This is a genomic window from Microbacterium sp. MMO-10 (genome assembly GCF_037148715.1).
Classification (GTDB): domain Bacteria; phylum Actinomycetota; class Actinomycetes; order Actinomycetales; family Microbacteriaceae; genus Microbacterium.
Window position 1 is genome coordinate 819,980 of record NZ_JBBCSV010000003.1, and the last position, 16,225, is coordinate 836,204.

A 16,225-nucleotide genomic window follows, 5' to 3' on the forward strand; every position below is an offset into this window, starting at 1 on the left:
GGGGGCCGCCGGTGCGGTCCCCGGCGGCAGGCGGGGACCCGATCATGCCTTCGCCTGGTCGATCGCGCTCTGCAGCGACTGCGTGTAGCCGTCCGAGGTGAAGGTGGCGCCGGAGACCATGTCGATCTGTGCGGACTGGGCGCTCTTGGTCTCCGAGACGAGGATCGGGAGCGCCTGCGCGTTGATCTCCTCGTCGCGGCGCTCGGTGTTCGGGTACTGCGGCACCGACACATCGGTGATCTGCCCGCCCGACACGGTGATCGCGACCTGCACGGCGCCGTAGCGGGTGTCGGCCGCCTGACCGGTGAAGGTGCCGTCCTTGAGACCGCTCGCCGTCGTGGCGGACGCGGTCCCGGAGGATCCGGTTCCGGACGAGGTCGACCCCGACGTGGATCCGGACGCCGACCCCGATCCCGAGGCTGACGCCGACGAGGATCCGCTCGTGCTCGAGGCGCCGGCGGATCCGGTCGTGCTCTTCGTCGTTCCGGAGGCGCCGGTCGCGGCCGGCGCGACGGCTTCGAGGGAGGTGCGGTAGCTGAACAGCAGCACCAGCCCGGTGACCGTGGCGAGGACGGCGTAGACGATCTTCTTCATGGTTCTCTCGCTTTCGGTTCCGTCGCCCGTCGCTCAGACGGCGAAGGCCTCGCTGTGGATGCGTTCGGCGGGGACGCCGGCGGTGCGCAGGTCCCGGCGGATGCTCTGCATCCACGGGATCGGCCCGCAGAGGTACACGTCGTACCGGGACAGGTCCCCGGCGATGCGCTGGAGCAGCTGCGCACCGTCCCAACCGGCGTGGGTCGCGGGCACCCAGCTCGTGCCCTCTTCGGCGCGGCGCCCGTGCAGCGTGTAGTGCACGAGCCCGCGGGACATCGCGAGCCGGTCGATCTCCGCGCGGCGCAGTCCGTGGGCGGCGGAGTGGTCGCGCGTGACGAGGATCGCCTCTCCGGGGGCGTACGGCTCGGATTCGAGGAGCGCCACGAGGGGCGCGACCCCCGCACCGGCGCCGAGCATGAGCAGGCGCGACCCGCTCCGGCGCTCGCCGGTCATGTGGCCGTAGGGGCCCTCCACCATGACCCGCGTGCCGGGGCGCAGCTCGGCGAGGCGGTCGGTCCCGTCGCCGACGCGGCGCGCGGAGAGCACGAGCTCGCCGCCGGCCGGATCGGCGGCCAGGGAGAACGGATGCCCTCGCGTCCAGCCCGGTCCGTCGAGGAACCGCCAGATGAAGAACTGCCCCGCCCTGGCGCCGAGGCGGCGCACGTCGCGGCCGGCCACGCGGACCGAGACGCCGTCCCGGCCGTCCGGGGCGACCGCGACCACGCGGAGGCCGTGCCGGGCGCTGCGCACGAGCGGGAGCGCGACCCGGAACCACAGCACGCACGCGGCGGTGGCCGCCCACAGCGCCCACCAGTAGAGGGTGGCGCCGGCCGACGCGGTGAAGTCCGCCCCGGTCCACAGCATGTGCGGGATCGCGAGGCCGACCCCGAGGTAGCCGTACAGGTGCAGCAGGTGCCAGGACTCGTACCGCAGCCGGCGCCGCGCCCGGCGGATCGACGTGACCACGACGAGGATCAGCAGGAGGGTGCCCGCCGTCGCGAGGAGCATGCCGGGGTAGTCCCAGACGAAGTCCCACGCCTGCACGAGGACGTTGGTGCGCGCCGTGATCGCGTAGCCGATCGTGATGAGCACGAGGTGCGCCAGGAGCAGCCAGAACGACCAGAAGCCGACGAGGCGGTGCAGCCGCGTGATGCCGTCCCGTCCGAAGCCGCGCTCGAAGACCGGCACGCGGGCCATCAGCAGCACCTGGTACAGCAGGAGGTTGGCGGAGACGAGCCCGGTGAGTCGTCCGAGCGTGGTCAGGGTGTCGCCGTCGAACGCCAGCAGGGACTGTATGCCGGCGCCGCTCACCCAGAGCGCGAGCACGAAGAGGCTCGTCGCCCAGATCAGCGTCACCGCGGCGAGACGCCAGAGCACGGGGCGCCGTCGGTGCGCCCGCGCCGCGACGAGCGGGCCGACCGGTGCGAGGGGGGTGAGCGTTGCCATGGCACCATCGTCGGAGGCCGCTTGACAGAGAAGGCCAAGAATCGACCGCCCTGAGCCGGGTCATAGGAAACTCATCGGGATCGCCGGGATCCGCGCACGTCCGCGGCGCACGGCATGATGGAGCCCATGACGGCACTCCTGAGCGAGCGGCTGCGCTCGCATCGGCTCACCGCCCCCGCGCGCACTCCGGTCGCCGCCGCCCGGCACCTGCTCGCCGTGCAGGGTCAGGAGTTCCTCGCCGGCCGCTGGGCGCTCGGGATCCGCTCCTCGGGCGCACCGACGCTCGCCGCGGTCGATGCCGCGTTCGACCGGGGCGAGCTCGTGCGCACCCACACCATGCGCGGCACGCTGCACGTGATCCCCTCCGAAGACCTGCGCTGGGTGCTGTCGGTGACGGGGGAGCGGCAACTCCGCCAGGATGCGACCCGGCAGCGCCAGCTCGGCATCGACGACGCGCTCGTCGCCCGGGTCGAGGCGGCGTTCCGTGAGCGCCTTGCCGACGGCGGGCGCACCAGGGCCCAGCTCTTCGACGACCTGGTCGAGATCGGCGTCGACCCCGCGGGGCAGCGCGGCGTGCACCTCATCTATGCGCTCAACGTGCGGGGGATCCTCGTGCAGGGGCCCGTCGTGCATCGCGACGACGCGGTGTCCCGCGAGCAGCTGTTCGTCCTCGCCGACGAGTGGATCCCGGAGACCGCGCCGCCGGAGGATCCGCTCGCCGAGCTGTTCGTCCGTTACGTCGACGGACACGGCCCGGTGACGGTCGCGGACTTCGCGTGGTGGTCGGGACTTCCGATCACCACGGCACGCGAGGCGGCCGAACGCGCACGGGGACGGGTGACCGAGCGTGCGGAGGGCGTGTACCTCGGGGCCATGCGCCCGCGCCGCGCATCCGGCGCCGATGATGCGGCGACGCTCGCGCTCCCGATGTTCGACGAGTACTACATCTCCTACGCCGACCGGTCCGCGGTGGCCTCGGCGCAGAGCATGGCGCTGATCGGCCCCGGGAAGAACGGGATGGTGCGGGCGAGCCTGCTCACCGCGGGGCGCGTCGCCGGCGCGTGGACACACTCCGCGGCCGTCGGACGGCACCGCGACGCGCCGATCCCCGAGCTCTTCGACGGAGAGCCGGCTCCCGACCCGGAGGCCGTCACCGCGGCCCTGCGTCGCTACGCCGACTTCGTCTCGGCGCACTGAGACGGCCCCCGTCGGACCCCAGACCGCTTCAGAGCTCGGCGGAGAACGCGCCGTCCGACTCGAGCAGCTGGCCGGACACCCAGCGGCCCGGGTCCGGGTCCCCGGCCACCCGGCCCGGATGCAGGATCAATCGACGAAGACAGGACGGAAACGGCGGATCCTTCCTGCATTCGTCGCAGGATCCTGCAGAGTTCCACGCCGGACCGGCCGGAGCGGGCCGCGCCTACTGGGCGGCGTGCCGGTCGAGGAAGGAGTACACCTCGTTGTCGTCGACGCCGGGGAAGGCGCCGCGGGGGAGCGGCGAGAACATGTGCGTGTGCACGCGGGCGCTCGGCCAGGCCTTGCTGCTCCACCGCTCGGCGATGCCCGCCGGGGCGCGACGGCAGCACGCCTCGTCGGGGCAGGTCGACTGCGCGCGGTCGCCGGTCTCCCGTCCGCGCCACCAGCGGGCGTCGTCGAACGGCACGCCGACCGTGATCGAGAAGCCGCCGCCGTCGGTGGATCCGGTCTGGGTCGAGCACCAGAAGGTCCCCGAGGGCGTGTCGGTGTACTGGTAGTGCTCGGTGGTGCGGTTGCGCTGGCTGAAGGCCGCCCTGGCCGAGAACTTGCGGCACACGGTGAGGCCCTCGACGGATCCGGTGACGTCGGTCGGCAGCGGCAGGTCGTCGTTCTCGTACACGCGGGTGAGCGCCCCCGACTCGTCGACGCGCAGGAAGTGCAGGCGCATGTCGAGGTGGGTGGTCATGAGGTTGGTCATGCGCATGCCCGCCGCCTCATGGGTCACCCCGAACGCGTCGCGGAAGTCCTCCACGGCGAGGTTGCGGTCCTTCTTCGCCTGCTGCAGGAAGGCGACGCCGGCCGTCTCCGGGATGAGGCAGCAGGCCGCGTAGTAGTTGATCTCGAGCCGCTGCTGCAGGAAGTCCGCGTAGTCCGTCGGGGGAGTGTGCCCGAGCAGCCGGTGCGCCATCGCCTGCAGCGCCATGGAGCGCAGGCCGTGGCCGCCCGGGATCGACGCCGGCGGCAGGTAGATCCGCCCGTGCTCGAGATCGGTCACCGAGCGCGTGGAGTGCGGCAGGTCGTCGACGTAGAGCAGCTCGAAGCCGAGCTGCTCGGCCATGATGCTGACCGTGCGGTGCGTGAGTGCCCCGGAGGAGTGCCCGGCGGCGCGGAGCTGCTTCTCGGCGAGCGCCTCGATCTCCGGCAGGTGGTTGTCCAGGGCGCGCATCTTCAGCCGCAGCTCCGTGTTCGCGCGGCGGGCCTCCTCCGGCGTGGCGATCGCCTCGCGCTCGCGCCGGTGCAGTTCGCGGTGCAGGCCGAGGATCGACTCGATCGTCTCGTCCGGCATGCCCTTGCTCACCCGCACCGGAGAGATGCCCAGCTGACGGAACACCGGGCTGGACTGCGCGCGATCCAGTTCGATCTCCAGCGCCGCACGCCGGTTCGGCGGCTCGCCCGAGATCAGGTCGCTCACCTCGGTGCCCGTCGCGTCGGCGATCGCCTGCAGCAGCGACAGCTTCGGTTCGCGCTTCCCGTTCTCGATGAGGCTGAGCTGGGATCCGGCGACGCCGACGGCAGCGCCCAGCTCGTCCAGCGTCATGCCGGTGCGGGTGCGGTGATGACGGATGCGATGTCCGAGGGTGGTGAGCTCGAGTCCGGAGGCCATGGAATTGATACTAGCGAAAGAATTGAGTTTCTTGACGCCGCAAATGACACAAAGACTGGCAAATGCTGGCGCAAGATGGGTGTAACGCCCCACCCTTTAAGGAGCAGACCATGGCTATCGCCGAGACGTCCACCCCGCGGATCTCCCCCCTCGCCCCCGTGCGCGAGTACGGTGCGGCTCCCGAGTACGACACCCCGGCCTTCGCCGAGCTGTCGGCGTGGGTCGAGGAGATCCGTGCCCTGACCCAGCCCGACCGCGTGCACTGGATCGACGGCTCCGCGGCCGAGAACGACGCGCTGCTGCACGAGCTCGTCGACGAGGGCAAGCTCATCAAGCTGAACCCCGAGTGGCGCCCCGGCTCCTACCTCGCCCGTTCGCACCCCAGCGACGTCGCGCGCACCGAGGGCCGCACCTTCATCGCCTCCGAGAAGGAGATCGACGCCGGCCCCACGAACAACTGGGCTGACCCCGTCGAGATGCACGCGAAGATGACCGAGATCTTCGAGGGCTCCATGCGCGGTCGCACGATGTACGTCGTGCCGTTCTCGATGGGCCCGGTCGGCGGCCCCATCTCGCAGATCGGCGTGCAGATCACCGACAGCGCCTACGCGGTCGCCTCGATCGGCATCATGACCCGCGTCGGCGCGGCGGTGGTCCGCCAGATCGCGGAGGGGACGCAGTGGGTGCGCACCGTCCACTCGGTCGGCGCCCCCCTCGCCGAGGGCGAGGCCGACACCACCTGGCCGTGCAACGACGAGAAGTGGATCGTGCACTTCCCCGACACGCTCGAGGTCTACTCCTTCGGCTCGGGATACGGCGGCAACGCGATCCTCGCCAAGAAGTGCTTCGCGCTGCGCATCGCCTCCGTGCTCGCCCGCGACGAGGGCTGGATGGCCGAGCACATGCTGCTCATCCGCGTCGTCTCGCCCCAGGGCAAGGCCTACCACGTGGCGGCCGCGTTCCCGTCGGCGTGCGGCAAGACCAACCTCGCGATGCTCCGCCCGACGATCCCCGGCTGGAAGGTCGAGACCCTCGGCGACGACATCACCTGGATCCGCCCCGGTGCCGACGGCCGCATGCGGGCGATCAACCCGGAGGCCGGCTTCTTCGGCGTCGCGCCGGGCACCGGCGAGTCGACCAACGTGACCGCGGTCGAGACGCTCTGGGGCAACACGATCTTCACGAACGTGGCGCTGCGTCCCGACGGCGACGTCTGGTGGGAGGGGCTGACCGACGAGGCGCCCGCCAACCTCATCGACTGGGAGGGCAACGCGTGGACGCCGGAGAGCGGTCGCCCCGCGGCGCACCCGAACTCGCGCTTCACGGTCTCCGCGGCCCAGTGCCCGCAGATCGCGGAGGACTGGGAGGACCCGGAGGGCGTGCCCCTCGACGTGATCCTCTTCGGCGGCCGCCGCGCCACCAACGTGCCGCTCGTCGTCGAGGCGACGGACTGGAGCCACGGCGTCTTCCTCGGTGCGACCATCTCGTCCGAGCGCACGGCCGCGGCCGAGGGCACGCTCGGCGAGCTGCGCCGCGACCCGTTCGCGATGCTGCCCTTCTGCGGCTACAACATGGGCGACTACTTCGCGCACTGGCTGAAGATGGGCCGCAGCGTCCGCTTCGACAAGGCGCCGCGCATCCTCCAGGTGAACTGGTTCCGCCGCGGCTCCGACGGCCGGTTCCTGTGGCCCGGATTCGGCGACAACGCCCGCGTGATCGACTGGATCATCCGTCGCATCGAGGGCGAGGTCGGCGCCGTCGACAGCCCCATCGGCCGGCTGCCGAAGATCGAGGACCTCAACCTCGAGGGCGCGGATGTGACCGACGAGGACCTCGCGGAGCTGTTCCGCGTCGACACCGCGTCGTGGAGCCGCGAGGCCGACTCGACCGAGGAGTTCTTCGCGACCTTCGGCGACCGCCTCCCGGCGGCGCTGACGACCGAGCTCGCCTCGCTGCGCTACCGCCTCGCGAGCGCGTGATGACGTGATCCGGTGCCTCGCGCCGGATCCACCAGCCCGCGGCGGCGGGACGCAGGGGATGAAAAGCTGAGTGGTCCCCGGCGTCCTGTCGCCGCGTTCTTCGTTCGTGCGCCGATGCCGTCTTCCGCTCGGCGGCGCAGCGCAGCCGTCCCGCGCCTGCAGAGCGGGGGTAGCGTCGCGTCATGGACGTCATCGAGTACCTGATGCAGGGGGATCCCGCGATCCGGTGGCAGGTCCTCCGGGATCTGACCGATGCCGGGCCGGAGGCGGTCGCGGCCGAGCGGGCCCGGGTTGCGCGGGAGGGCTGGGGAGCACGCCTGCTCGCTCTGCAGGCCGAGGACGGCCTCTGGGACGGCGGCGTGTACCGCCCGGGCTGGGTCGACGAGGAGCGCCCGATGTACGACGCGTGGACCGCGACCCATTTCAGCAAGCAGCAGCTCGTCGACCTCGGCGCCGACCCCGCGGACCCGCGGATGCGGAGCGCCGTGACCCGCGTGCGTGAACGGGTGCGCTGGGACCAGGACGACGCGCCCCGGTACTTCGACGGGGAGACCGAGCCGTGCATCAACGGCGTCGTGCTCTCGATCGCGTCCTATGTCGGCGAGTCCGGCGACGCGGTCGTCCGCACGATCCTCGACGGGCAGCTCGCCGACGGCGGATGGAACTGCTGGGCCGAGTACGGCGCCGGGGTCTCCTCGCTGCACTCCACGATCTGCGTGCTCGAGGGCCTGTGGGACTGGGAGCAGGCCACCGGCGGCACCGTCGAGTCGCGCACGGCGCGCCTCGCGGCCGAGGAGTATCTGCTGGAGCGCCGGCTGTTCCTGAGCAGGCGCACCGGAGCGGTCATCGACCCGCGGTTCACGATGGCCTCCTACCCGGTGCGCTGGTACTACGACGTCGTGCGGGGGCTGGACTACCTGCGCCGCTCCCGCCCGGAACCGGACCCGCGGTGCGACGAGGCGCTCGCCCTGCTGCGCGCGCGACGCCGCGCCGACGGTCGCTGGGCGCTGGAGAACGAGCACCCGGGCCCGATCCCGTTCGAGCTGGACGGCGAACGCGAGGGGTTCCCGAGCCGCTGGGTCACGCTCCGCGCCCTGCGCATCCTGCGCTGGGCCGGTGACGACATCGGGCGCACCCCCGCCGCCTAGGCTGGGGCGATGCAGCTCCCTCCCAAGGCCCGGCCCGGCGACCGGGTCGCGGTGCTCTCGCCGGCGTTCGCGGCGCCCGCCGTCTCCATCCCCGTCCACGAGCAGGCGATGCGGCGGCTGCAGGAGATCACCGGCCTCGTGCCGGTGGAATACCCCACCACCCGGCTCCTGGGTGCGTCCCCGCAGGCGCGCGCGGCGGATGTCAACGCCGCCTTCGCGGACCCGGCGATCCGCGCGATCGTCTCCACGATCGGCGGCGACGATCAGATCCTGGTGACCCCGCATCTCGACCCGGCCGTGGCGCGGGTCGACCCCAAGCCGTTCCTGGGATACAGCGACAACACGAACATCCTCGACTGGCTCTGGCGGCAGGGGATCGCGGCCTTCCACGGCGGATCCACGCAGGTGCACCTGGGGCCCGGTCCGCGGGTCGACGGGATCCACGTGCGCTCCCTGCGCGCCGCGCTGCTCGACGGCGGCGAGATCGAGCTCGACGAGCCGGGGGAGTCGGAGGACTTCGGCGTGCGCTGGCAGGAACCGGCCGCACTCACGCGGTACGGGGAGCGGGAGCCCGTCTCGCCGTGGGTCTGGGCGGGGCCGGCGGCGCGCGTCCAGGGACGGACCTGGGGCGGATGCCTGGAGGTGCTGTCCCAGCTCGCGCTCGCCGGCCGCTTCCCCCGGGACGAGCAGCTGGACGGCGCGATCCTGCTCCTGGAGACGAGCGAGCGGTTGACGCCCGCGCCTGCGGTGGCGGAGCAGCTGCGCGCCTACGGGGAGCGCGGACTGCTCGCCCGCGCGGCCGGGGTGGTGGTCGCGCGTCCGCCGGCGAGCACGCACGAGGTCGTCCCGTCCGTGGGGGAGCGCGCGGCGGCGCGGGCGGCGCAGCGCGACGCCGTGCTCGCGGCGATGGCCCGCTACAACCCCGAAGCGGTGGTGTGCGTGGGCGTGCCGTTCGGGCACACCCGGCCGCAGTGGATCCTGCCCTACGGGGGCCGGATGGTGCTCGACGGCGCGCGCCGGGTCATCACCGCCGACTACGCCTGAGGCTTCGGGGCCGGTGCGCCGCCGCTGCGGTCAGCGGCGACCGAAGCGGCGGTGCGCCGCCTGCCGGGTGATGCCCAGGGCGCTGGCGATCGCCTGCCAGGAGTATCCGGCGGCGCGCGCCCGGCGCACCTGCACCTCCTCGGCGCGGGCGATGTCGCGGCGCACCGCGACCAGCCGGTGCAGTTCGGCGAGGGGCTCGCCCTGCGGGTCCAGATCGTTCGCCGTCTTCGTCATGGCATCCTCCTGTATGTCAATGCTGGTTGACATGAGGGGCGATGTCAATCGACGTTGACGGATCCCGTTCCGCTGTCGGCGAAGGAGCGGACGAGACGCCGCCGGCGCGCGATGCCGATGGCCACGGCCGCCGTCATGAGCAGCGCGAGCTCCGTGCTGCCGAGGGTCAGGGCGGCGCCGTGCAGGGCGTCGAGACCGGACGCGGTACTCGGAGGCGCCGGATGCCGGTGCCCGCCGATCCCGGATCCGCTCGACGCCACGTGCAGCAGCAGCATGCCGGCCGACATCGCCAGCGCCCCGCCCCAGGCGGTGTCGGGCGGAGCGGTCCGGCGCGGGCGCAGGCACAGCAGGCACCCGGCGGCGAGGGCGAGCATCGCCAGGCCGAGGGGCGACGGCGCCGGCAGCAGCAGCGCGAGGTGCACGACGACGCAGCCGGCCGATGCGAGGAGCACCGCCCCCTGCAGTCCGGTCCAGGCGACCCGTGTCGTCGCTGCCATCCCCGTGCTCTCCCTTCCGTGATGCGCCGAGGCCCCGCGGGCGTGCCCCTCAGCCGTGCTGGAACCAGGTGGTCTTCCAGTCGGTGTAGTTGTCCACCGCATGCCGGGAGAGATCGCGGCCGAATCCCGACTGGCGGAACCCGCCGAACGGCGTGGTGAGCCCCAGGGCGTCGACGGTGTTGACCGACACGGTGCCGGCGACGAGACGCTCCGCCACCCGGTGCGCGCGACCGAAGTCGCTCGTCCACAGCGACGCGGCCAGGCCGTACTCCGTGTCGTTCGCGAGCCGGATCGCCTCGTCCTCGTCGTCGAAGCCCAGCACCGCCACGAGCGGACCGAACACCTCGACATGATGCAGGTCGTGGTCGGCGCCGAGACCGGTGACGATCGCGGGGCGCAGGTAGGCGTCGGATCCGGTGATCGTCACCCGGTCTCCGCCCGCCACGAGCTCGCCGTCGGCGGCCGCCCGCGCGATCGCGGCGGACACCTCGTCGGCGTGCGCGCGACTGATCAGGCTGCCGTTCCCCTCGGCGCCCGCGAGCGGGTCGCTCGGGGCGTACTCCTGCGACGCCGCGGCGAGAAGGGCGACGAACTCGTCGTGCACGGCGCGCTGCACCAGGATCCTCGAGTTCGCCGAGCACACCTGCCCCTGGTTGTAGAACGCGCCGAACGCGGCCTTCGCCGCGGCGGCCTCGAGGTCGGCGTCGGCGAACACGAGGTTCGAGCTCTTCCCGCCCGCCTCCAGCGCCACGCGCTTCATGTTCGAGGTGCCGGCGCTGATCATGAGCCGCTTCGCGACGGCGGTCGAACCGGTGAAGGCGAGCACGTCGATGTCGGGATGCTGCGCGATGCGCTCGCCGACGACGGATCCGCGACCCGGCACGACGTTCAGCACCCCCGCGGGAACTCCCGCCTCGAGTGCCAGATCCGCGAGGCGCAGCGCGCTCAGCGAGGTCTCGGTCGCGGGCTTGTGCACGACGCTGTTCCCGCTCGCGAGGGCGGGGGCGAGCTTCCAGGCCGCGATCTCGAGCGGGTAGTTCCACGGCGTGATCGCGCCGACGACGCCCAGCGGAACGCGCCGCACGAGGGCCGTGGATCCGGGCGGCGTGGCGGGGATCTCATCGAACCGCTTGTCGGCGAGCTCGCCGTACCAGCGGAACGTCTCGGCGGTGCCCGGCACATCGACCGTCAGGGTCTGCGCGATCGGCTTGCCCGAGTCGAGGGTCTCCAGCAGGGCGAGCTCTTCGAGGTTCGCCATGATCAGGTCGGCGAGCCGCACGAGCACCCGACCGCGGTCGGCCGCCGCCCGGCGGCTCCAGGATCCGGCGTCGAAGGCGCGCCGGGCGACGCCGACCGCCCTGTCGACGTCGTCCGTGGTGCCGGAGGCGAGGTCGGCCAGGTGGGCGAGCGAGCCCGGGCTCTGCACGGTGATCGTCGCGCCGTCGGACGCAACGACGCGGCGGCCGTCGATCACGGCGCGTCCGTCGATGCCGAGGCTGCGGCTGCGTGCGGTCCAGTCGATGGTGCTCATGCGGCGCTCTCCTTGAGGGTGGTCTGATCGTGCTGCGGGTCGTCGGAGTCGCGGTCGTGCGGGCGGTCCTCGGCGCCCCGGCCGGCCGGGGTGTCCGAGGCCCGCGGATCCGGGGCGAAGACGTCGATCACCGTCCACGCCATGAGGACGGCTGCGTCCCGCAGGGCCTGCTCCGCGACGGGGCCCACGCAGGCCGCCGCGAACTCCTTCTGATGGTTGCCGTACGGCAGCGATCCGACCCCGATGTAGGGGTGGATCGCGGGGACGAGCTGCGAGACGTTGCCCATGTCCGTCGACGCGCGGTTCATGCGGCCGGCGACCGCGGGATCGGCGAACACCCGCCCGCGGGCGAGCGCATTGCGGCGATAGGCGGCCAGGGCGCGCTCGTCGGTGCGGAACTCCGCGTAGGGCTTGCTCTCCGGAGTGATCCGCAGCGTCGCACCGCTGGCGAGCGCCCCCGCCTCGAAGCAGCGGTTCACCCGCGCCTCGAGCACCTCCAGCTCGGCGAGGGAGTTCGCGCGCACGTACCAGCGCCCCTCGGTCCGCTCCGGGATGGCGTTCGGCGCGTACCCGCCGACGGTCTGCACGCCGTGCACACGGGTGTCGGCGGGCAGCTGCTGGCGGAGCAGGCCGATGGCGACCTGCGCGACCAGGAACGCATCGTTCGCGTTGACGCCCTGATCGGGGTACGCGGCGGCGTGCGCGGAGACCCCGTCGTAGGCGATGTGGCTGTGCGAGACGGCGAACGGCCGCGCCTCGGCGACGTCGACGGGTGCGGGATGCACCATGAGCGCGAGGGCGAGATCCCGGAACGCCCCGGCCTCGATCAGCTCGATCTTGCCGCCGCCGCCCTCCTCCGCCGGTGTGCCGTAGACGCGCACGGTGAGCCCCAGCTCGTCGGCGAGCGGGGCGAGTGCGAGCCCCGCGCCGACCGCGCTCGCGGCGATCAGGTTGTGCCCGCATGCGTGCCCGAGGCCAGGGAGGGCGTCGTACTCCGCCATGATCCCGATGACTGTGGGACCCGAGCCGGCTTCGGCGAGGAACGCGGTCGGAAGCCCCAGGTATCCGGGCGTCAGGCGGAACCCGCCGGCGGCGAGGGCCTCGGCGACCCGGGCCGCCGAGCGGTGCTCCTGCCATGCGGTCTCCGGATCCGCGTGCAGCGCCTCGGAGAGCCGGATCAGGTCGGCGGATGCGGCGGCGACGACCGCGTCCGCCGCGTCCTTGAGCGCGCCGGTCTCACGCATCGCCGGGCACTCCGTACGCGGGGGCGGCCGAGGGATCCAGGCCCCGCGTGACGTAGTCGTCGCGCTGCGGGAGCCAGAGCTCCAGCAGGGTGCCGAGCTCGGCGATCGGATCCCCGTCCGTCCAGTCGACCCGGAGGTCCGTGACCCGCCAGCCGGCGTCGCGCACCACGGAGAGCCCGGCGGAGTGCACAGGGCCCTCCTCGCCGCCGGCGGCGACGGCCGCTTGCAGGGCCGCGAGCAGGCGCCGCTCGAGGTCGCCCTCGGCGGCGGCGAACGCGTCGACCATGAGCTGCGGGATGTCCGTCGAGGCGAGCATGTTGCCGCCCGCGGCGACCCCGGAGCCGGTGGCGGCGCCGACGTTGCCGAGCGCGCGCTCGCCCGAGTAGACGGCCGCGCGCCCCGCCGCATCGACGACGAGGAGCTGGCGGAAGGCGATGTGCGCCGTGCCGGCGACCGCGGCGGCCAGGGCCTCCTCGGACGACGCGCCGCCGCGCAGGGCGTCGAGCAGGATCGGTCCGAGGCGCGGATCCGTGATGTTCTGCGAGTTCACGGCCCCGACGCCGTCGGCCAGGTGCACGCAGCGGGCGGCGACCGCGGGCGAGGACGACGAGATCGCGGATCCGAACGCCCCTGTCTCGTCGCGGGCGACGATCGAGAACGTCATCGCGTCGCCTCGTCGAGGGCGGAGTCGCGGCCGTCGGCGCGGTCGGCCGGGGTGCTGATGACGGCTGTCGCGTCGATCTCGACGAGCCATTCCGGGCGGGCGAGGGCGCTCACGACCAGCCCCGTCGAGACCGGGAACACGCCGGTGAGCCAGCGGCCCATCACCCGGTAGACGGTCTCCCGGTAGCGGGGGTCGATGATGTAGACGACGACCTTGACGATGTCCTGGAGCGAGGATCCGGCCTCCTCCAGCAGCATCGCGATGTTGGCCATGGCCTTCTCCGCCTGGGCCTCGACGTCGCCGATCCCCACCGACTCCCTGGTGTCCAGATCCTGGCCGATCTGTCCCCGCAGGTACACGACGCCGTTCGCGACGACGGCCTGGCAGAGATCGTTGTCGAGGTTCTGCTCGGGGTAGGTGACCTTCGTGTTGAAGGGGCGGATGCGGGTGTGCGCGGTCATCGGGCGACTCCTGACGTGACGAGGGCGGGTTCCGAGGGCTCGGATGCGGGACGGTACGCGGTGTAGCCGCGCTGGATGCCGATCTGGTCGGCGATGTAGCGCGCATCGTGCCAGACGCCCCAGAGGAAGCTGGATCCGCGGCGGGACTGCCAGGGCAGGCCGAGGAAGTAGACCCCCGACTCGGCCGAGACGCCGCGCTGATGGCGGGGGCGGCCCCGCTCGTCGAAGGCCTCGGGGTCGATCTGCAGCCAGGAGTAGTCGAGCGCGAAACCGGTCGCCCACACGATCGAGGCGATGCCCGCGGCCTGCAGGTCGAGCGTGAGGATCGGGTGCGTGAGGCTCTCCGGATCCGGGCCGATCACGTGCGCCTCCGGCTCTTCGGGCAGGTCGAGCCCGTTGCGCCGCACGTAGGCGTCGGCCTCGTCCAGCACGGAGAGGTAGTTCGCGTCGCCCGCGGCGATGTTCGCGCGCAGGTCGGGGGCGATCGCGAGCACGCCGTCCTCAAAGGCGCCGGCGCGGCCGAGCAGGGTGACCCCGGTCGCGGCGAGGGCTCGGAAGTCGACCGTGCGCCCGCCGTGCGCGCCGCTCACGGCGATCGTCACGTGCTCGGCGCCCACCGGGGGAGCGGCCATGTCCCACTTGCCGAGCACGCCCAGCCACCAGCAGAAGTCCCGGCCGCGGTAGCTGCGCGGCGGCCGGTCGTGCGGACCCACCGCGAGGAAGACCTCGCGCCCGGAGCGGCGCAGCTCGTCGGCGATCTGCACGCCTGAGGATCCGGCGCCGACCACGAGCACCGCGCCCTCCGGGAGCTGTGCCGGATTGCGGTACTGGTTCGAGTGGATCTGGTGGATGCCGGCGTCCTCCGGCACGACGGCGGGGATGATCGGGCGCTGGAAGGGGCCGGTCGCGGCGACCACATAGCGGGCGTCGATCGTGCCCTGGTCGGTCTGCACCCGGAAGCCCGGCCGGCCCGGGAGCCGGGTGACGCTCTGCACCTCGACGCCGGTGCGGATCGGCGCCTCGAACTTCTCGGCATAGGCGACGAGGTAGTCGGCGACCTGCTCCTTGCCCGCGAAGGCGTCGGGGTCCACGTCGAACTCGAGGCCGGGGAACCGGTCGTGCCACGCGGGCCCGTTGGCGACCAGCGAGTCCCAGCGCCAGGAGCGCCAGCGCTCCGCGATGCGATCCCGCTCGACCACCAGGTGCCCGATGCCGGCCCGGCTCAGGTGCTCGCTCATCGCGATGCCCGCCTGGCCGGCGCCGACGACCAGCACTTCCACCTCTTCGTGCGACATCCGTTCCTCCACTGCGCCGTTCTTCCTGCTCTGGTGCTGCTGCTCCTCCATGCTCCCGAGAACGCTGATATCTGTACACTTCACAGAATCGAAGACGTGCATCAATCTGATTGATACTGTGAGGCATGGCCAGACTGCACAGCGCCGACATGACCCTCGTCCAGCTGAGGTACTTCGTCACCGCCGCGTCCTACCGCTCGATGACCGAGGCGTCCGTCGACCTGCACGTCGCCCAGTCGGCGGTGTCGACGGCGATCGCCCAGCTGGAGCGGTCCCTGGGCGTGCAGCTGTTCGTGCGCCAGCGCAGCAAGGGCCTCGCGCTGACGGAGGCGGGCGAGCAGCTGCTGCACGACGCGCAGTCCCTGCTCGCGCAGGTGGAGGAGATGGCGGACACCGTCCGAGGCCGCCACCATCAGGTGCGCGGCACCCTGCGACTGGCGTGCTTCGTCACCCTCGCGCCGTTCGTGCTGCCGCGCCTCATCTCGCGCGTCGAGCAGGAGCATCCCGACCTGCGCATCGAGATCATCGAGGCCGACATGGAGGGCACGACCGAGCTGCTGCTCTCGGGCGCGGTCGAGGGCGGCATCGTCTACGACTTCGGGCGGGTGCACGACCTGGCCTTCGATCCGCTCTTCTCGGCGGCTCCGCACGTGATCCTCGCCGCCGATCACCCGCTCGCCGATCGTGCCGGGATCGCGCTGGCGGACCTCGCCGAGAGCGAGCTCGTGCTCCTCGACCTGCCGCACTCGCGGGAGTACTTCCTGGGCATCCTCGAGGACGCCGGCGTCGCGCCGCGGGTGCGCTACAGCTCGCACAGCTACGAGACGGTGCGTTCGCTCGTCGCCCGCGGTCACGGCTACTCGATCCTGAACCAGGTGCCGCTCGCCGCCACGACCTACGACGGGGGCGCGCTCCGGGCGCTACCGATCGCCGGTGAGGCGCCCCCGCTCGAGGTGTGCTTCGCCCGGGTCGCACGGGTGCGGCCGACCGCGCGGACGCGGGCGGTGGCCGCTCTCGCCCGCGAGCTGTTCGGCACCGATCCGCGCTGATGCCGCCGGCGGTCGAGGGCGTGTGGGTGTTCCTTCCGGGGTCGTTGGGCTTCCGGGGTCGTTGAGCGGGGGCGTGTGGGGGTTCCTTCCGGGGTCGTTGGGTGAGGGGCGTGTGGGGGTTCCTTCCGGGGTCGTTGGGTGAGGGGCGTGTGGGGGTTCCTTCCGGGGTCGTTGGGTGA

The 16,225-nt window shown here is 72.5% G+C and carries 15 protein-coding genes; 5 read left to right on the plus strand and 10 right to left on the minus strand.

Annotated elements, in window-relative coordinates:
* Nucleotides 1-42: 42 nt before the first annotated feature.
* Both WFJ17_RS12590 and WFJ17_RS12595 read right to left on the minus strand, forming a co-directional pair.
* Complete coding sequence (locus WFJ17_RS12590; RefSeq protein ID WP_251438511.1) at nt 43-594, minus strand: FMN-binding protein; 552 nt, start codon at nt 592-594, stop codon at nt 43-45.
* Nucleotides 595-627: 33 nt separating this feature from the next.
* Nucleotides 628-2,040: a ferredoxin reductase family protein gene (locus WFJ17_RS12595; RefSeq protein ID WP_336648595.1), complete on the minus strand. Its 1,413-nt coding sequence runs from the start codon at nt 2,038-2,040 to the stop codon at nt 628-630.
* Nucleotides 2,041-2,166: 126 nt separating this feature from the next.
* On the opposite strand from WFJ17_RS12595, the gene WFJ17_RS12600 reads away from it, so the two are divergent.
* Entirely contained in the window at nt 2,167-3,237 is a 1,071-nt protein-coding gene (locus WFJ17_RS12600; protein WP_336648596.1) for a winged helix DNA-binding domain-containing protein, read from the plus strand.
* Between the two features lie 223 nt (nt 3,238-3,460).
* Here WFJ17_RS12600 and WFJ17_RS12605 read toward each other — a convergent pair whose 3' ends face one another.
* Nucleotides 3,461-4,900 (minus strand): helix-turn-helix domain-containing protein, encoded by a 1,440-nt coding sequence (locus WFJ17_RS12605; RefSeq protein ID WP_251438508.1) that lies wholly within the window; start codon nt 4,898-4,900, stop codon nt 3,461-3,463.
* A gap of 110 nt (nt 4,901-5,010) precedes the next feature.
* Between WFJ17_RS12605 and WFJ17_RS12610 the strand changes: the two genes are divergently transcribed.
* The 3 genes from WFJ17_RS12610 to WFJ17_RS12620 all read left to right on the plus strand — a co-directional run bounded on the left by WFJ17_RS12610 (nt 5,011) and on the right by WFJ17_RS12620 (nt 9,071).
* Nucleotides 5,011-6,879 carry a phosphoenolpyruvate carboxykinase (GTP) gene (locus tag WFJ17_RS12610; protein ID WP_336648597.1) on the plus strand — a complete coding sequence of 623 codons (1,869 nt, stop codon included), beginning with the start codon at nt 5,011-5,013 and terminating at the stop codon, nt 6,877-6,879.
* 182 nt (nt 6,880-7,061) lie between these two features.
* Nucleotides 7,062-8,027 (plus strand): hypothetical protein, encoded by a 966-nt coding sequence (locus tag WFJ17_RS12615; RefSeq protein WP_336648598.1) that lies wholly within the window; start codon nt 7,062-7,064, stop codon nt 8,025-8,027.
* 9 nt (nt 8,028-8,036) lie between these two features.
* On the plus strand, nt 8,037-9,071 hold the full coding sequence (locus WFJ17_RS12620; RefSeq protein WP_251438495.1) for a S66 family peptidase: 1,035 nt from the start codon (nt 8,037-8,039) through the stop codon (nt 9,069-9,071).
* 30 nt (nt 9,072-9,101) lie between these two features.
* On the opposite strand, the gene WFJ17_RS12625 is transcribed toward WFJ17_RS12620, so the two are convergent.
* The 7 genes from WFJ17_RS12625 to WFJ17_RS12655 are packed head-to-tail and all read right to left on the minus strand — an operon-like array spanning nt 9,102 to nt 14,997.
* Nucleotides 9,102-9,305: an AsnC family protein gene (locus WFJ17_RS12625; RefSeq protein WP_251438494.1), complete on the minus strand. Its 204-nt coding sequence runs from the start codon at nt 9,303-9,305 to the stop codon at nt 9,102-9,104.
* Between the two features lie 44 nt (nt 9,306-9,349).
* Nucleotides 9,350-9,802, minus strand: a complete 453-nt coding sequence (locus WFJ17_RS12630; protein ID WP_251438493.1) for a hypothetical protein — start codon at nt 9,800-9,802, stop codon at nt 9,350-9,352.
* A gap of 49 nt (nt 9,803-9,851) precedes the next feature.
* Nucleotides 9,852-11,333: an aldehyde dehydrogenase family protein gene (locus WFJ17_RS12635; RefSeq protein WP_336648599.1), complete on the minus strand. Its 1,482-nt coding sequence runs from the start codon at nt 11,331-11,333 to the stop codon at nt 9,852-9,854.
* The gene (locus WFJ17_RS12640; RefSeq protein ID WP_251438491.1) at nt 11,330-12,577 is read right to left on the minus strand and encodes a M20 family metallopeptidase; all 1,248 of its coding nucleotides are present in this window, start codon (nt 12,575-12,577) and stop codon (nt 11,330-11,332) included. Before WFJ17_RS12640 ends, WFJ17_RS12635 begins: the two co-directional genes overlap by 4 nt.
* The gene (locus WFJ17_RS12645; protein ID WP_251438490.1) at nt 12,570-13,241 is read right to left on the minus strand and encodes a DUF1028 domain-containing protein; all 672 of its coding nucleotides are present in this window, start codon (nt 13,239-13,241) and stop codon (nt 12,570-12,572) included. The genes WFJ17_RS12640 and WFJ17_RS12645 overlap by 8 nt, the downstream gene beginning before the upstream one ends.
* Entirely contained in the window at nt 13,238-13,702 is a 465-nt protein-coding gene (locus WFJ17_RS12650; protein ID WP_251438489.1) for a RidA family protein, read from the minus strand. The genes WFJ17_RS12645 and WFJ17_RS12650 overlap by 4 nt, the downstream gene beginning before the upstream one ends.
* Entirely contained in the window at nt 13,699-14,997 is a 1,299-nt protein-coding gene (locus WFJ17_RS12655) for a flavin-containing monooxygenase (protein ID WP_251438488.1), read from the minus strand. Before WFJ17_RS12655 ends, WFJ17_RS12650 begins: the two co-directional genes overlap by 4 nt.
* A gap of 125 nt (nt 14,998-15,122) precedes the next feature.
* On the opposite strand from WFJ17_RS12655, the gene WFJ17_RS12660 reads away from it, so the two are divergent.
* Nucleotides 15,123-16,046, plus strand: coding sequence for a LysR substrate-binding domain-containing protein (locus WFJ17_RS12660; RefSeq protein ID WP_251438487.1), 924 nt, complete (start codon nt 15,123-15,125; stop codon nt 16,044-16,046).
* Nucleotides 16,047-16,225 lie beyond the last annotated feature (179 nt).

Excerpts from the sequence above, each read along its gene's own strand:
- WFJ17_RS12590 (WP_251438511.1), bottom strand. The coding sequence starts at position 594 with ATGAAGAAGATCGTCTACGCCGTCCTCGCCACGGTCACCGGGCTGGTG.
- WFJ17_RS12595 (WP_336648595.1), bottom strand. The coding sequence starts at position 2,040 with ATGGCAACGCTCACCCCCCTCGCACCGGTCGGCCCGCTCGTCGCGGCG.
- WFJ17_RS12600 (WP_336648596.1), top strand. The coding sequence starts at position 2,167 with ATGACGGCACTCCTGAGCGAGCGGCTGCGCTCGCATCGGCTCACCGCC.
- WFJ17_RS12605 (WP_251438508.1), bottom strand. The coding sequence starts at position 4,900 with ATGGCCTCCGGACTCGAGCTCACCACCCTCGGACATCGCATCCGTCAT.
- WFJ17_RS12610 (WP_336648597.1), top strand. The coding sequence starts at position 5,011 with ATGGCTATCGCCGAGACGTCCACCCCGCGGATCTCCCCCCTCGCCCCC.
- WFJ17_RS12615 (WP_336648598.1), top strand. The coding sequence starts at position 7,062 with ATGGACGTCATCGAGTACCTGATGCAGGGGGATCCCGCGATCCGGTGG.
- WFJ17_RS12620 (WP_251438495.1), top strand. The coding sequence starts at position 8,037 with ATGCAGCTCCCTCCCAAGGCCCGGCCCGGCGACCGGGTCGCGGTGCTC.
- WFJ17_RS12625 (WP_251438494.1), bottom strand. The coding sequence starts at position 9,305 with ATGACGAAGACGGCGAACGATCTGGACCCGCAGGGCGAGCCCCTCGCC.
- WFJ17_RS12630 (WP_251438493.1), bottom strand. The coding sequence starts at position 9,802 with ATGGCAGCGACGACACGGGTCGCCTGGACCGGACTGCAGGGGGCGGTG.
- WFJ17_RS12635 (WP_336648599.1), bottom strand. The coding sequence starts at position 11,333 with ATGAGCACCATCGACTGGACCGCACGCAGCCGCAGCCTCGGCATCGAC.
- WFJ17_RS12640 (WP_251438491.1), bottom strand. The coding sequence starts at position 12,577 with ATGCGTGAGACCGGCGCGCTCAAGGACGCGGCGGACGCGGTCGTCGCC.
- WFJ17_RS12645 (WP_251438490.1), bottom strand. The coding sequence starts at position 13,241 with ATGACGTTCTCGATCGTCGCCCGCGACGAGACAGGGGCGTTCGGATCC.
- WFJ17_RS12650 (WP_251438489.1), bottom strand. The coding sequence starts at position 13,702 with ATGACCGCGCACACCCGCATCCGCCCCTTCAACACGAAGGTCACCTAC.
- WFJ17_RS12655 (WP_251438488.1), bottom strand. The coding sequence starts at position 14,997 with ATGTCGCACGAAGAGGTGGAAGTGCTGGTCGTCGGCGCCGGCCAGGCG.
- WFJ17_RS12660 (WP_251438487.1), top strand. The coding sequence starts at position 15,123 with ATGGCCAGACTGCACAGCGCCGACATGACCCTCGTCCAGCTGAGGTAC.